Annotated in this window: 17 protein-coding genes and 1 riboswitch; of the genes, 7 read left to right on the forward strand and 10 right to left on the reverse strand. The window is 68.6% G+C overall.

Annotated features, from left to right (window positions below):
• Positions 1–366: 366 nt before the first annotated feature.
• Together ACYQ78_RS13955 and ACYQ78_RS13960 are read right to left on the reverse strand one after the other, a co-directional pair.
• Positions 367–1,116 (reverse strand): glycosyltransferase family 2 protein, encoded by a 750-nt coding sequence (locus ACYQ78_RS13955; protein ID WP_459801232.1) that lies wholly within the window; start codon positions 1,114–1,116, stop codon positions 367–369.
• Positions 1,113–1,460, reverse strand: a complete 348-nt coding sequence (locus ACYQ78_RS13960) for an STAS domain-containing protein (RefSeq protein WP_459801233.1) — start codon at positions 1,458–1,460, stop codon at positions 1,113–1,115. The genes ACYQ78_RS13955 and ACYQ78_RS13960 overlap by 4 nt, the downstream gene beginning before the upstream one ends.
• Before the next feature lie 164 nt (positions 1,461–1,624).
• Between ACYQ78_RS13960 and ACYQ78_RS13965 the strand changes: the two genes are divergently transcribed.
• On the forward strand, positions 1,625–2,014 hold the full coding sequence (locus ACYQ78_RS13965) for a hypothetical protein (protein WP_459801234.1): 390 nt from the start codon (positions 1,625–1,627) through the stop codon (positions 2,012–2,014).
• Here the strand turns inward: ACYQ78_RS13965 and ACYQ78_RS13970 are convergent.
• A complete protein-coding gene (locus ACYQ78_RS13970) occupies positions 1,996–2,664 on the reverse strand; it encodes a response regulator transcription factor (RefSeq protein WP_459801235.1) in 669 nt (222 codons plus the stop codon). The two genes, ACYQ78_RS13965 and ACYQ78_RS13970, sit on opposite strands and share 19 nt — an antisense overlap.
• Before the next feature lie 51 nt (positions 2,665–2,715).
• Here ACYQ78_RS13970 and ACYQ78_RS13975 point away from each other — a divergent pair, with 51 nt between their 5' ends.
• From ACYQ78_RS13975 to yidC, 3 genes are all read left to right on the forward strand, one after another.
• Positions 2,716–2,880: a hypothetical protein gene (locus ACYQ78_RS13975; RefSeq protein WP_459801236.1), complete on the forward strand. Its 165-nt coding sequence runs from the start codon at positions 2,716–2,718 to the stop codon at positions 2,878–2,880.
• Between the two features lie 3 nt (positions 2,881–2,883).
• Positions 2,884–3,117: a DUF6412 domain-containing protein gene (locus ACYQ78_RS13980; RefSeq protein ID WP_459801237.1), complete on the forward strand. Its 234-nt coding sequence runs from the start codon at positions 2,884–2,886 to the stop codon at positions 3,115–3,117.
• Positions 3,118–3,181: 64 nt separating this feature from the next.
• The gene (yidC, locus tag ACYQ78_RS13985; protein ID WP_459801238.1) at positions 3,182–3,841 is read left to right on the forward strand and encodes a membrane protein insertase YidC; all 660 of its coding nucleotides are present in this window, start codon (positions 3,182–3,184) and stop codon (positions 3,839–3,841) included.
• Here the strand turns inward: yidC and ACYQ78_RS13990 are convergent.
• Together ACYQ78_RS13990 and ACYQ78_RS13995 are read right to left on the reverse strand one after the other, a co-directional pair.
• Entirely contained in the window at positions 3,838–4,269 is a 432-nt protein-coding gene (locus ACYQ78_RS13990; protein ID WP_459801239.1) for an ATP-binding protein, read from the reverse strand. The genes yidC and ACYQ78_RS13990 overlap by 4 nt on opposite strands.
• A 158-nt stretch (positions 4,270–4,427) precedes the next feature.
• A complete protein-coding gene (locus ACYQ78_RS13995; protein WP_459801240.1) occupies positions 4,428–6,320 on the reverse strand; it encodes a PAS domain S-box protein in 1,893 nt (630 codons plus the stop codon).
• A gap of 88 nt (positions 6,321–6,408) precedes the next feature.
• Here ACYQ78_RS13995 and ACYQ78_RS14000 point away from each other — a divergent pair, with 88 nt between their 5' ends.
• The 3 genes from ACYQ78_RS14000 (at position 6,409) to ACYQ78_RS14010 (ending at position 8,518) form a co-directional block, all read left to right on the forward strand.
• A complete protein-coding gene (locus ACYQ78_RS14000; protein ID WP_459801241.1) occupies positions 6,409–6,978 on the forward strand; it encodes a methylated-DNA--[protein]-cysteine S-methyltransferase in 570 nt (189 codons plus the stop codon).
• 95 nt (positions 6,979–7,073) lie between these two features.
• Positions 7,074–7,841 carry a bestrophin-like domain gene (locus ACYQ78_RS14005; protein WP_459801242.1) on the forward strand — a complete coding sequence of 256 codons (768 nt, stop codon included), beginning with the start codon at positions 7,074–7,076 and terminating at the stop codon, positions 7,839–7,841.
• Positions 7,841–8,518: a hypothetical protein gene (locus ACYQ78_RS14010; RefSeq protein WP_459801243.1), complete on the forward strand. Its 678-nt coding sequence runs from the start codon at positions 7,841–7,843 to the stop codon at positions 8,516–8,518. The genes ACYQ78_RS14005 and ACYQ78_RS14010 overlap by 1 nt, the downstream gene beginning before the upstream one ends.
• Here the strand turns inward: ACYQ78_RS14010 and ACYQ78_RS14015 are convergent.
• The 5 genes from ACYQ78_RS14015 to ACYQ78_RS14035 form a co-directional block, all read right to left on the reverse strand.
• Complete coding sequence (locus ACYQ78_RS14015) at positions 8,511–9,845, reverse strand: purine-cytosine permease family protein (RefSeq protein ID WP_459801244.1); 1,335 nt, start codon at positions 9,843–9,845, stop codon at positions 8,511–8,513. The genes ACYQ78_RS14010 and ACYQ78_RS14015 overlap by 8 nt on opposite strands.
• Positions 9,839–9,950: riboswitch (TPP riboswitch) on the reverse strand. (Overlaps the previous gene by 7 nt.)
• Before the next feature lie 77 nt (positions 9,951–10,027).
• Entirely contained in the window at positions 10,028–10,657 is a 630-nt protein-coding gene (locus ACYQ78_RS14020; protein ID WP_459801245.1) for a hypothetical protein, read from the reverse strand.
• Between the two features lie 119 nt (positions 10,658–10,776).
• Positions 10,777–11,232 (reverse strand): hypothetical protein, encoded by a 456-nt coding sequence (locus tag ACYQ78_RS14025; protein ID WP_459801246.1) that lies wholly within the window; start codon positions 11,230–11,232, stop codon positions 10,777–10,779.
• Positions 11,233–11,305: 73 nt separating this feature from the next.
• Complete coding sequence (locus tag ACYQ78_RS14030; RefSeq protein WP_459801247.1) at positions 11,306–13,633, reverse strand: ThuA domain-containing protein; 2,328 nt, start codon at positions 13,631–13,633, stop codon at positions 11,306–11,308.
• 258 nt (positions 13,634–13,891) lie between these two features.
• Positions 13,892–14,368, reverse strand: a complete 477-nt coding sequence (locus ACYQ78_RS14035; RefSeq protein ID WP_459801248.1) for a hypothetical protein — start codon at positions 14,366–14,368, stop codon at positions 13,892–13,894.
• Positions 14,369–14,532 lie beyond the last annotated feature (164 nt).

A 14,532-nucleotide genomic window follows, 5' to 3' on the forward strand; every position in this document is an offset into this window, starting at 1 on the left:
TCGGAGCCTCGCTCCTCCCGCCAGCGCCCTGCGCCAAGCGTCGTTTCCTGGGCCGATCGCGCGAAATTTCGGGCGCGACAGCGCCCGATGCAAGGCCAGGGCAGTCTCGGAGCCTCGCTCCTCCCGCCAGCGCCCTGCGCCAAGCGTCGTTTCCTGGGCCGATCGCGCGAAATTTCGGGCGCGGGAGCGCCCGATGCCGGGCAGCCGAGGAGCTCCATGCACCGAGCCCCTGAGCCGAGCAGCTGTTTCTGGGTCGATAGGCCGAAATTTCGGGCGCGCAAACACCCGGCCCAGACGCTCAACGACCTAAACAAACAGGCCGCACCAGCGCCCTGGCCAACCGAGCTCAATTCGTACAGAAAGATCTCAGGGGCGGGTCTGTGGCTTGAGGCCCTCGATCGTTTCCATGGCCTTGACCACCGTAGGTTCCCGAGCCGCCAGCGCCCGCGACACATCTCGCAGTTGCTTGGCCCGGTGCAGCTGGGCACGCCAATCAGTCCCGGTGGCCCGGTGGGCCATGTCGACCTCGACCTCCACCACCCGGAACCCCTTCCGGATGAGGTCGACCGTTAACCCGGTCTCCACGCCGAACCCCGCGGCCAGCGGCCGGGCGGCCTCGAAAGCCGCGCGCGTCAGGCACCGCTGACCGTTGAGCGGCTGGACCGGATCGAAGCCGGTCAGCCGTTTGATCCCGTCACGTGCCACCTTGACCACGACCCCGTGCCCGCCCAGTTTCACCCGGGTGGCGAAGGTCGCGATCGTCATGTCGGCGGTGCCGGACACGACGGGGCCGATCAGAGGTGCCGCCGCGGCTGCGGTGTCCCCCAGGTCGGCGTCGAGGAAGAGCAGGTGACAGTTCTCGTCGAGCAGGCGGACGGCCTCCGCGCCGCTCTCCATCGCCGCGGCCTTGCCGCGGTTGCGGCTGTGGCGCACGACGCGGGCGCCGGCGGCGCGTGCCACCCGCCCGGTCTCGTCAGACGAACCGTCGTCGACGACGAGAACGAGCGATACGCCCGGCAGGCGCAGGGCGGCGGTGACCGTCGCGGCGATGCGGTCGCCTTCGTCTTTGGCCGGGATGACGACCGCGGTGCCGGAGCGGGGGGAGAGGTCGCTCATCCGGTCAGTTCGGCCAGCTCCGCCGGGACGCTCTCGTGCACGGTGAACACCGAGTCGAGACCCGTCACCTGCAGGATCTTGCGGACCGCCGGGCGTGGCGAGGCCACCTCCAGCACGCCACCGCGTTCCTTGAGGCGCTTGAGCGCGGACAGCAGCACGTTCATGCCCGTGGAGTCACAGAACTCCACGCCGGACATGTCGATGACGACCCGGTCAAGCGCGGACTCTTCGAGCACTCGGGTGAACTCCGACTGCAGGCGAGGCGCGGTATACAGGTCGATTTCTCCGGATACGGCCATCACAGCGTGACCCGCATGCGATCGAGTCGAGACTTTGAGCTCCACAGCGCGCACACTAGCGCCGGTCGGGCGCTGGGTCACGTTCCTCTGGGATTACCGAAGAGTCGTCCGCCCTTTGTCCCCGATTTCGGTCCCATGTAAACGCAGAGTGCGCGAAGCTTGACGCTATGGAACCGGCTCCCGCCGGAGCCGGAGGAGGAGCGGCGCTCATGAACACGGAACTCCCTGAAGATCCACAGAGACGTCGGCTTCGTGAGCGGCTGGAAGTCATCCAGATCCGCGCCGACAAGGCGAGTTCGTGGCGTGAAGCGGTCGGGCCGCTGCGCAGGCTGCTCAACCGTGAGGGCTTCGTGCCGATCAAGACCCGGCTCGCCTCGACCGACCTCGATTTCCTCGAGTCGTCCCGCGAAGATCTGCTGTCCTTCTCCGAGCTGTCACTGCGGCTGATCGATCTGCACCAGCCGCGCGACGCGGGCGGCATCACGAGTGACACGGCCCACCCGATCCTGCGGTGCCGCAGTTGTATGTGGCGCTGGCCGTGCCCGACGTTCCGGGCGATCACCGAGGGGTTCTCGATCGGTCACGAAACCGGTTCGTAGCGATATCCGACGCCCCACACCGTGATGATCCGGGCGGGGTCGGTCGGGTCGCGTTCGATCTTCTCCCGCAGGCGGCGTACATGGACCGTCACCGTCGACGAATCGCCGAAGGCCCAGCCCCAGACGCGGTCGAGCAGGTCCGTGCGGCTGAACGCCTGGCGCGGGTTGCGCAGCAGGTAGACGAGCAGGTCGAACTCGCGGGCCGTCAGGGTGACCTCCGCGTCGCCCAGGCGCACGTGGCGGGCGCCGACGTCCACCACGAGGTCGGCGTCTCGCAGGACGCCGGTTCCGGCCGGCACGATCGATCCTCGGGCCCTGCGGAGCACTGCGGCGACGCGTAGGGCCAGCTCACGGGGGCTGAAGGGCTTGGTGACGTAGTCGTCGGCGTCGGCGTCGGGGTCGAGGTCGACCAGGTCGATGGCCTCGCCGAGGATGATCACGGGGACCGGCCAGCGGGCGCGCAGCTTGCGGCCGACGGCGAGCAGGTTCATGTCGAGGATGAGCAGGTCGGGCGGGTCGATGCTGCTCAGCACGTCGTCTCCGGCGCATTGCACGTCGTGGCCGTCGCGTTCGAGGTAGCGGGCGATGACCTCGGCCACGGCCGGATCGTTGTCGACGACGAGAACACGTGCGGCGGGACTGACGGTCACGCCCCAAAGACTAGGTCGCACGGCGATCGTGGAACGCGTAGTTTGTTCGCCATGAGCCGAACTGTTTTTGCCGTCGTGGGGATCTTCCTCGCCATCTGGCTGGTGGTGAGTTTCGTCATCCCCGCGCTGTTCGCGACGCTGAAGTTCCTCCTGGTGATCGCGTTGATCGCGGCGGTCGTGGTCGGAGCGATCACAGTCGTGGCCAAGAAGAAGTAACCCGTGTTCGTCCAGGCCCTGCTCGGCGCGCTCGCGATGCCCGGTGGCATCGCGCTCCTCGCCGTCCTCGGCCTGTTGCTCGTCACGTGGGCGCTGCGGCTGCTGGCCGCAGCGCCACACGTCGCTGAGGCACCGCTCAGCGCAGGGGTCGAAGCGGTTCTTGTACGGCTCCGCCGCCCCAATTCGCCAGGCCGCACAAGGTCGAGAGCTCCAACAGGAAACCCGGCGCCCCGCTGATCGCCATTGATCGGCACGGGCGCCTTCGTCATGCCCTCACACCAGACGAAAGGTTCCTGTCATCGTGTTCGACTTCATCCTCGGCCCGGCCTACCACGCCACGGAGGCCCTGGCCGGGCTCGTCGGCGCCGCGCCGGCGATCGTGCTGCTGACGCTGCTGGTCCGCCTCGTGCTGCTCCCCCTGGCGATCCGGCAGGCGAAACTCCACCGCATCCGCGCGAAACTCGCCCCCGACGTGGCGAAACTGAAGAAGCGCCACGCCAACGACCCGGAACGACTGGTCCGGGAGACGCAGGCCCTCTACTCCGGCGCGGGCACCTCGATGTTCGCCGGAGTCGGCACGGGTCTGGCCCAGATCCCGTTCGCGTTCGTGCTGTACAACGTGTTCACCCACCCGGTGATCGCCGGGCAGCAGAACGTCCTGATGACCCACAGCGCGCTGTCGGTGCCCCTGAGTGAGCACCTCGGAGCGGTGATCGCCCACTCCGGGTTCTTCGGTGTGCCCACCCTGGTCTTCGTCGGTCTCATCGTGCTCATCGCACTGGTGGCCTGGCAGTCGTCGCGACTCGTGATCGGGACGCCTGAAATGCCGGGTAGTGGGCTGTTGAAACTGCTTCCTTACGGGACCGTGCTCGCCGCCGCGTTCCTGCCCTTCGCGGCGGGCGTCTACCTGCTGATCAGCACCGCCTGGACAACGACCGAGCGGCGGCTACTCAGCGCTTAGACGACTTCGCTTATTGCGCTTATTTCGGACTCACCCGACCGACCATTTCGGCCAGGCTGCGGGGCGTGGACGATGGCCCAAACAGTCGTCGTCTCGCCCTCGTGGCGAACCCCCCAGCGCTCCGCCAGGAACTCGACGATGCCGAGCCCCCGGCCCCCCAGAGACGAGAGGGTCGGCCTTCCCGCCCGCGGCTCGGTGGTGGCCCCACCGTCGCTCACGGCTACTTCCACATGTCCGTCACCGCAGGCCCATGTGACTCTGAGCTGCCCAGACGCGAGAGGATGTGCATGTCGCAGGGCATTGCTCAACAGTTCGCTCATCACCAGGACCGTGTCGTCGACCGCAGCCTCGTAAACTCCGGAGGCAAGCAGGTCGGCACCGAGGCGCTGACGCGCCACAGCAACGCTCGCCAGAGCGTACGGCAGCATGATGACGCTCGACGCACTCACCTCCCCGTTCTCCCGAACCCCCTGAAGATGGTCACCCCAGTACGACCGAAATGCCCCGTTAGCTGACTCTGGAAACCGAGACCTGATTACAGCTTGTGCACATTGGACAATAGGTCAGCTTCGGTGTTACCCCGGCCTTACCGCCCCGGTGTGTCGGGTGCGGTGACAAACCCCTCTCTGCGGAGCACGAACTGCATACGTGTACCACCCTCGGGTCGGGGCAGTGCGGCCACCTCCCCACCTTGGGCCCGCGCGAGGCTCCGGACGATGTAGAGACCGAGCCCCACACCCCCGAATCTGCGGCGGTCGCCGCTCTCGCCTTGGACGAACCGTTCGAAAACGCGCTCACGATCGGACGGGGCGATGCCGATGCCCTCGTCGTCGATCGTCAGGACGACTTGGGACTCCTCTGACCAGGCCGACACCTGGATGAGACCGCCGTCGGGCGAATATTTGAACGCGTTCTCCAGCAGCTGGTCGAGCAGTATGGCGGTGGCGAGCGCGTCACCTCGTACGAGAGGAAGGTCGTCGGGGACCCGCACCTCGACGCGGTGGCGGTCCGAGAGGACCGGCAGCCCCAAAGTCGCGGCACGCACGCGTTCGGCCAGGTCGAAGGCCTCGTCGCGGACCGACGGCTCGGCCGCCCCGGCGCGGGCGCCGAGCAGCAGGTGGTCGATCAGCCGCCCGAGCGACTTGGCCCGCTCGGCGATGGTGTGGACGTGGGCCCGCCGGTCGGTGTCGGAGAGCTTGTCCCACCGGTCGGCCAGCGTGCTGGCGAAGCCGGTCACGACGGTGATCGGGGTGCGCAGTTCGTGGCTGGTGGTGGCCAGGAACAGGTCCTTGGCCTCCTCCAACTCCTTGGCGCTGGTGATGTCGCGGAAGTCGGCGACGATCTCGCCGGTCTCCGGGATGGTCGCGCAGAGGACGTCCAGCCATCTCCCCGATTCGAGCTGGAAGGTCAGCTTCTCGCCGGGTTCTGGCAGGTCGAAGGGGGGTGGACGGCCGATCACGTCCTCGTAGGCGTAGCCGGTCAGTTCGGCCGCCTTGGGGTTCCAGCGCGTGACCGTGCCGCTCTCGCTGAGCACGGCGATGCCGTCGGCGCTGGCGTCGAAGACCGCGCGTTCGTGGGCGCGCTGCCGGATGGCGTCCTGGTAGGCGACCGCGTTGCCGACCGCGATCCCGGCGTGCCCGGCGAGCAGTTCGAGCAGTTCGAGCTCCAGGTGGCCGGGCTTGCGCCGGGCGAACAGGGCGTAGAGCGCGCCGTAGGGCCGCCCGCCGACGGCCGCGATGGCGACCGCGATGGTGTGCAGGCCGTCGAGCTGGGCCCAGATCAGATCTTGGAGCCCCTCTGGCCCGGTCTCCAGGATGACCGGTTTGCCGGTGCGCAGCAGTTTGCCCACCAGGCTGCTGCCCAGGTCGGCGGTGGCGCCCTTCATGGGTTCGGGCAGCCGGTGGGTGCTGACCAGCCGGAGCTTCTCGCCGTCGATCAGCACGAACCCGCCCGCGTCGGCCCCGGTCAGCTCGGTCAGCGAGCCGGCGATCCGGTCGAGCACCACGTTCTGGTCGAGCTCGGCGTTGATGTCGCCGACGACGTCGGTGAGCCTTCTGACGAGCTGGGCGCGCCGCACCGACCGGGCCCGCGCGGCCTCGTTGTCGTCGCGCTGGTGGTAGACGCCGACGTACCCGAGCAACGCGCCCGAGGGTGTGCGCAGCGCACTGATGTCGGCCTGCACCTCGATGAGCGTTCCGTCGCGCCGGAATCTCCGGGTTCGCAGCTGTACGGGACCACCTGTGCGCACCCTTTCGAGCACCGCGTTGTGCTCGGCCATCAGCTCCTCGGGCACGAAGGGCGGGCGGCGTCCGACGATCTCGTCGGGGGACCAGCCGAACATCCGTTCAGCGGCGGGATTCCACGTGACCACCGACAGATCGCGATCGAGTGCGACGATGGCATCGGCCGCGCTGGCGACTACCGCCCGCGCGATCCCTTCGTCCTCGTCGTCACGTTTATCCCAGTGGTCACATTCCACGGGTCCATCGTGCCGCTTTTCCGCTCGTGATCATGGGCTTTTCCCATGCTCCGCTACGCTGCCCTCGAACCCGGGGAAGGGAAGTGCCATGGACGCGTCGGCCGCATCGGGCGACCTGGAGGCACTGCTCCGGGTCACCTCACCCACGTACGTCGGGGAATCCGTCCCCACGATCGCCTTCGGCACCCACGACACGACGGCCGGACGGATGGTCCTCGCCGTCACCGCGCGGGGTGTGATTGCCACCACATTCGACGACGAACACGCGGTGTACGCCCGGGTCTACCGGGAGGTCGGGTCGTTCATCGGCCATGACCCCAGCCGCCTCGACCCGCTGAAGCGGGAGATCGACGCCTACTTCGACGGGCGGCTGCGCACGTTCACGCTCCCGTTCGACCTCCGCCTCGCGACGGCGTTCGCCCGGAGCGTGCTGCAGATGATCACCTCGACGCCCTACGGCACGACCACCACCTACGCCGCGGTCGCCGCCCGCATCGGCCGGCCCCAGGCGCTGCGCGCGGTCGCCAACGCGGTCACCGAGAACCCCGTCTGCCTGCTGGTTCCGTGTCACCGGGTGGTCGAGGGGCCGGGGCTGCCGGGGGCCTACGCCGGTGGAAAAGCCGCCAAAGAGATGCTGCTGAACCTGGAATCCGCTTAGCCAACGTGTCTGTCCCCACACGGTAAACCTGTGATCACTCAATGTGATAGTAATCTCACGCCGAGCAATCACCAGGTCACTAGTGGGGAGTGGTCATGCTGGGGTTCATCGTCGCCGTCGGGTCGGCGGTCGCCGTGGTGGCACTTTCGGCGTTCATCTTCAGAAGGTTCGGCACCGGGAGCGAGGACTCCGACCCCGGCGGCCCGACGGTCGGCCACGCCGGGTCGATGCTGTCGGCGCTGTTCCTGCTGGTCTTCGCCATCGCGATCGTCGTTCCGTGGACGACCGCCGACGCGGCCAGGCAGAACACGTACACGGAGAGCCAGTCGGCCGTGGAGGCCTACTGGGCCGCCAACGAGCTGCCTCCGGCCGCCGCGGCGCAGGTGCAGGCCGGGCTGCGCGACTACATCGGCTTCGTGGTCGACCAGGAGTGGCCGCTGATGGCCGAAGGCCAGCTCAGCACCGAGGGCACCACCCGCCTCAACACGCTGCGCACCCAGGTCTCCGGGCTGGTCGTCCAGGGTGACGACCAGGAAGACGCCAAGGCGGCCGTGGTCGACCAGATCTCCCAGCTGAGCTCGTCGCGGGTCCAGCGCGCCGCCGACGCGGGGGCCACCCCGCCGACCATCCTGCTGGTGCTGACCGTGGTGACCGGCCTGATCGTGCTGGTCTTCCCGTTCCTGGCCGGGGCCCGCCCGAAGGGCATGGCGCTGCTGCCGATGCTGGCCATGGCGGCACTGCTGGGGGTCGGCATCTTCATGGCCTTCGACATCATCCATGTGTTCGACGGCGGGCTGGCAGTGAAGCCCGACGCGTTCACCAGCGCACTGGCCGAATTCGGCCGAATCTCAGGATTGAGCTGATGACAAGCCGAATAACCGCCGCGACACTCGGCTTCCTGATGCTGGCCACGCTCTCGGTGGCCTCGGCCCCGGCCGCGACGGCCGACGGCATCCTCGACGTCGGTGTCGGCGTCGGGCCGGGCGTGGGGGTGTGCGTCCAGGTCGGGGTCATCCTCGACGTGGAGTTGGGGGTCGGTGTCCTCCAGCAGCCGCCGTGCAACCCGCCACCGCCTCCACCGCCGCCTCCGCCACCACCGCCGCCCGCCGAGGAGCCACCGGCGCCGACCCCGTCGGAGACGCCGTGTCCGCCGCCTCTGCCGGAGGAACCGCAGGTGGAGCCGCCACCGCCACCTCCGCCGCCTCAGGTGGAGGAACCGCCGCCGCCTCCTCCACCTCCGCCGCCACCGCCGCCGCCACCCCCGCCGCCGCCTCCTCCGGTGAGAGAGCCGAAGCCGAGGGTGGAGCAACCGGCCAGGGTCGTTCCGGTACGCCTTCCGAAGCCGGTCCCGACCGTGAAGAAGCCGTCACCGCGTCCCAAACCGACGCCGTCGGCGACACCGGAGCGGCGTGAACCGAGGGTCGCGGCCGTGGCCAACCCGAAGAAACGTGAGAACCCGCTGAAGTCGGTGCTCTTCATGGTCGTCCTGTCGACCGTGATCGCCTCGGCCGCGGCGGTGGCCTTCACCCGGATCAGATAGTCGCCTTGACCGAGCGCCGCCTCAGGCCCCCGATCGCCAGCGTGACCAGCGCGGCGACCAGGAACGCCCCGAGTGCGGCGCTCATCTGGGGCACGAAACCGAGCGCCTCCCGCGCCGAATCCCAGATCGCATCCCACCATTCGATCTTGGTCGGCGCCGCGACCATCCACCAGGCGGCGAACCCGAGCACCCACGGCACGATCATGATCCACCGCGACGGCGCGTGCTCCGAGGTGTCCCACCTGCGGCGCCCGCCGAGCAGGAAGTAGTCGACGGTGAGCACCGCGAACATCGGCACGAACACCGCCCCGATGATCCCCAGGAACGCCGAGTAGGTGTCCGCGCTCACGAAGATCGCCAGCAGCGTGACCAGCACCCCGATGACGACCGAGAGAATCCGCCGGTCGACCTTCGGCATCAGGTTCTGCAGCGACATCGTCACCGAGTAGACGTTCACGAACGACTGGTCGGTCTCCCGCAGCACGAGGATCCCGAAGAAGACCGCCCCGAGCGACGCGGTGACGAACGGATCCCAGACCTGGTTGACGTCGTTGCCGACGAGCGCCAGCGCCGCGATCCCCAGCGCCAGGCAGGAGACCTGGGCGATCGTGTAGCCGCCGACCACCCCGCCGAACGCCGCCCTCGAACTCTTCGAGAACCGCGAGAAGTCGGCCGCAAGCGGCACCCACGACACGCTCAGCGCGATGACGTAGTCGACGGCCGGCGTGAACGCCTCCCACGACCCCGCTCCCAGCGAGGGTCCGCGCGAGATCAGCTCGTACGCGAAATAGATCATCGCCAGCACGACGCCGACGGTGACGTAGCGGCGCAGGATGCGCACGGCGCCGAGCGGCTTGATCGTGAGCGCCGTGGTGATCACCCCGGCGATGACGACCCAGACCGCGTAGGGCACCGTCACCCCGAACTGCCCCGCGATGGCCTGCGCGCCCTGGGCGATGACCCAGAGTTCGAACGCCCCCCAGCCCAGCATCTGGATGATGTTCAGCACGCTCGGGAGATAGGAGAGTTTCGCCCCGAAAAGCCCTCTGAGCAGCATCATCGCCGGGGCGCCCGTCTGGGTGCCCGGAATGGCGGCCAGGCCGACCATGGCCGTACCGATGAGACTGCCCACCACGGCGGCCGTCAGCGCTGCGACGAAACTCAGCGGACGGTCCCCGAGGGGGTTGACCAGCGCGATCGCTCCTGAGAACCCGAGCAGTGACACCCCGAGGTTGGCCCACAGTGCACCCTGGTCGAGCAGGCCGAGCGTTTTCGGCGGAGCCTCGTCGAGGGTGAGGGGTGCCTCGGAATCGATGACAGCGGTCATCACACACACGCTCCCTACGCCGGCATTACCCGGACAGGTTCATGCGGTCGGCGACGCTGGTCGCCCTCTCAGCCCGGTTACGCCCGAGCTCCCGCGGTTCTTAGGTTGTGAACGAACCGGGATCAGCCCGGTTCGTCCCCACATGATGCATCATGTGCACCCGTTCGACCACCCCCGACAGGTCAGGAGCCCGGGAAGACGACCCGGCCGACGGACGGGGCGGGCAGATGTTTCTTCGCGCCCCACCAGTCGAAATTGACGCAGGTGTCGCGGCCGGGGGCGTCCTGGCCGTCGTCCACTTTCGCGCAGAACCGGTTCGGCAGGCCTTTCGCACTGGTGTACATGTGCCACTTGACGTCCACCGCCGCCTGGGCTTCGTCAGGCTTCGGGGTGTCCGCCCGCAGTGACGGCGAGGCCGCGTAGAGGTCGCCGTAGGCGATGACGCCCTCGTACATGGTCGCGTTGCGGCGCTTCCCGGCCTTGAGCAGCGCCTTGAGCGTCGTCGGTTCGACGATGAAGACGGGGTTCCAGAAGGGGTTGTACTCCCTGGGACCGGCCCGCCAGACCTTCCCCTTGGGCAGGGAACGCACGATCGCCGGGCTGGTGCGGTAGGTGTACTTCCCGCCGCCGAGCGACCTGATCCGGTCCTTGACGGGAGCGCGCTTCACCCGCGTCTCGTAGGCCACCACCTGTTTGCGGCCGAACTCCAGCCACCCCTCCTGCCAGAAGACCAGCTTCGCCGGGGCGCTGGCGAACGAATGCCCCCACTCTCGGATCATGACGCCGTGGCCCGGCACGTACTGCGCCTTCACCGCCGTCAAGGGATCCGCAGCCCCCACCGCAGGACTCGGTACGCCAAGTCCGGCGGCCACAAGGACGACAACCATCGTTCGCCGCATCACGGGGTGCATTCTGCACCAGATCGGGGGATCTACGAGTGTTCGGTCACCTGTCCGGGGGTGCGGGAGCCGGCCAGTTCCGTGAGCCGGGCCAGGTCCAGTCCGTCGCAGGTGAGCTCGTTCGAGGCGATCTCGGCGCGGATGACGGGTTCCGCGGGTCCCGGCAGGGCCACCGTGGCGGTCTGCATCGCGGCCCAGTCGCGGAGCTCGTCGATCGAGGGCTGCGGCAGCTCAGGTGAGTACTGGACGATCAGGGCGTTGTCCCCGGCGAGCAGGTGCTCCAGGCTGCCGCCGGTGGGCATGTTCTGGTCGCCCGGGGCGTAGAAGGCCCGGTCGGGGTGGTGCCACTCGGTGTCGCCGGGGGCCGCGAGGGGCGTACGCGGGCCTGATTCGCAGGTGACCGCCCCCGGCTCGGACGCGGCCGGGGTGCCGGCGCATGCGGTGCACAGGGCGAGCGCCGCCGCGGCCGGGAGGAGAAAGCGGCGCATCGGTTCACTCCTGATCGAATCGCGAGGCCGGTGGCCCGAAGGATCTCGGGCCACCGGCTGTGGAACGGGTGGGTCAGCCGACCTGGAGAACGGCCGAGCGCGAGACGATCACGCCGGTCGGGTCGGTGGCGCGGACCCGGTATTCGGAGCCGTTCAGCTCGGGCGCGGCGACCACGTCGATCGCGAACGAGGTCTGGCCGGGGACGTCCGCCCAGTCGGCCGAACCCGGAGCCTTGACCTGCCACTGGTAGGTGACGTTCTGGCCGTCGGCGGGGGCCGCGAAGACCGCGTCGTCACCGGGCTGGTGGGTGGCTCCCACCGGCTCCGACTGGAAGCGCAGGATGATCGCGTCGTCGGCGAGCACCTTCATCCACTCGGCCAGTTCCTTGGCGCGCTCGCGGATGGGGGTGTTGTCGGGACCGGGCAGGTTGGCCTTGACCTCGCGGCGGACGACCTTGGCCTCGTCCATCGCCTTGATGTAGTCCTTGACCAGGTAGGCGTTGTACGAGGCGTCGATCGCGCCGTTCAGCGTGGCGGCGAGGTCGGCACTGACGGAACCGTCGGCCACGCCGGCGGCGACCAGGCCGCGCATCTCGGTGTGGGTGGAGCAGTTGCCGGAGGTCGCGCCGGCGGCCCACTTGATGCCTTCCAGGATGTTCTGCTGGAAGAGCGGGTTGGCGGTGAGCTGCCAGTTGTGCAGCAGCGCCTGGGTGAAGGAACGCCCGCCGTCGAAGTTGGCGCACCACGAGATCGGGTGGTCGGCGCCCTCGATCCGGCCCGCGCTGTTGCCGATGCCGTTCACGTAGGTCGACTCGGTCAGCGTCTGCAGGACGTGCACCTTCTCGCGGGGAAGGAAACCCCGCCAGTTGTAGAGCTCGTCCGAGATCGTCGTCTTCTTCTCGAAGTGACGCGTGGCCGGGTGGGTGCCGTCCTCGGTGACCAGTTCGGCGACGAGGCAGCCGCCACAGGTGTTCTGGATGCCGCCGGCGTTGGAGCCGTGGTTGTCGAACTCACCGCCGGTCAGGTTCTTGTACCAGTCCCAGTTGTGCATCGAGTCGGTGGCGCCGTGGATGGCCACGAAGCCGCCGCCGTTGCGGATGTAGGTCTGGAGCGCGGCCTGCTCGTCGACGGTGGCACCGGGGGTGGTCGTCGAGGGCCGGTTGGTGACGAACACGTCGTTGCCGACGCTGGAGACGCCGACCAGGGCGTCGTACTGCGACAGACGCTCGGCGCTCTCGAACGGGTTGCCCTGCACCGACACCTCGGGGCTGAGGTAGTCGTAGACGTCGACGTCGAAGGAGTTGGCCCGGCCGAGGTCCTGGATCGTCGCCATCGTCAGCGGGATGTGCTCGTGGCGGAACGCTCCAGGGCGGTTGCCGAACAGCAGGATCTTGAACTTGGGCCGCTTGTTCCGCACGGCCTCGCCCGGAGCCCGGAACGGGTAGCGGTCCATGCCCTTGCCCGCGCTCACCGCGACACCGGTGGCGATGGCGGGGTGGTCGACGCCCTGGAGCACTTCCACCAGGTAGGCGGCGTCCTTGACCAGGGAGTCACGCATGTGGCCCGCGGGGGCGACCTTGGCGGCCAGCGCGCCGAACTTGGTCAGGGACGCCTCGGCGGTGCCGCCCTCGGCCTCGGTGAGCAGGGCCAGCAGGCGGGCGCCGTTGGGCGTGGAGATCTTCCCGGCGGTCACGTAACGCTGCACGAGGGCGCGCAGGTCGGCGATCGAGGTGGTGATCTCGAAGGTCAGCGTGTACTTGGCGCCGTTGCCGGCGGAGTCGCCGACATTGACCGCCCAGGTGTGCTTGCCGACCGAGAGGGTGGCCAGGTCCAGCGGCATCGGGTAGGTCCAGACGCCGTCGATCCACATGTCGCGGACCGCCGCGCCGCCCGAGCCGGGGGTGGCGTCGGTGCGGGTCGGGTTGATCGAGGCGGCGGTGGCGCTGTGCGCGACCTTGCCGGTGGCGATCGCCGGCCAGGCCGCAACCGGCGGCTTGGTGTCGATGCGCACGGTGATCGTCCGGGCCGCCGAGGCGTTTCCGGCCGCGTCGACCGCGACGTAGCTCACCGTGCTGTTGCGGTCGCCGCTGATCACATGTGCGGCGGTGCCGCGGTTTCCGTTCCGCACGGCGGGTACGTCGACCGCGACCCCCGCGATGGTCACCCGGAACAGGTTGACGACGTCGTCGTCGGTCGCCGACAGGTTCAGCGTGACGTCGTTGCCGGTGAACCAGCCGCCGGCGCCCGTGGAGGTGGAGGTCACGTACGAGGTGTTGTTCGCCACCCCGTTGTAGTTCGGGACGGGGTCGACCGGGGAGAGCGTGGCCACGTCGAGGACGGGCGCGGCTCCGGTCTCGGCGGCGAACGCCACTCCGGGCGTGCCGATCAGCAAAGCGGGCACTGCCAGCAGGGCAGTCGCTAACGATCGCTTGGTGGGACGTGTGCGAGAGGACGGCATGTCGCTCCTCTTTTGAGGTCTTACAGGAACTCCACCGCGTCCGAGCGCCACCACTCCCTAACGCGCTGAATGTCGGAAGTGTGAGCTTCGCCTCATACATTTGTCAACGATCTTACGAACTTTCGATTTTCGTCGGCAAAAGTTTTCGACTAAAAGTTTCTCCCGACACTCGCGAAAGTTACTCCCGGCCACCGCGAAAATTCAGGCGCGGGGCAGCAGCGAGCCGGTCAGTGCGCCACGGGGGTCGTACACCACGCACATGACGTCGCGGTCGCCGTCCGCCCAGGTCTCGGCGGTCGGCAGGATCGGGTAGTAGTCCAGGTCGGCGCCCGCCGCCCCCGGCCAGTAGTGCGCGAACCCCCGCTGGCAGCTGCTCCAGCCGAACTCGGCGAGCGCCGCGCGATCGTAGGGCCCGTCGTCGGCGTGGACGAAGCCGTAGGACTGGTTGTCGGCGTGCTGGTCGCAGGTCGTGTAGAGGACGACCTCCTCGCCCGCCGCCGGGGAGTACTCCGGGTCGGTGAAGCACTCGCCCGCTTCCAGGTTGAGCACTCCGGTCGTCTCCGGGGTCATGAAGTCGTCGCCCTTGTCCACGACCGGCGCGACCGGGACGACGAAGAGCACGCCGAGCGCCAGCACGGCGGGCACCATCGCCAGAAGGCGGGCAACGGTCATCGGCACCTCGCCAGGCTGGTGGGTCCAGTGAAATATCACCTCAACGCCGAGTGTCGGCCGTACAGAGATCGGATGTCCGCTCGACCACCCGGTCTGACCTCGGGTGACGCTGCGTACAGGAGTGAAAGTAAAGATCGTCCGTTCACTTCGAGGCAAGGTTCCGGCCAACC

It is taken from the genome of Herbidospora sp. RD11066, assembly GCF_054661255.1.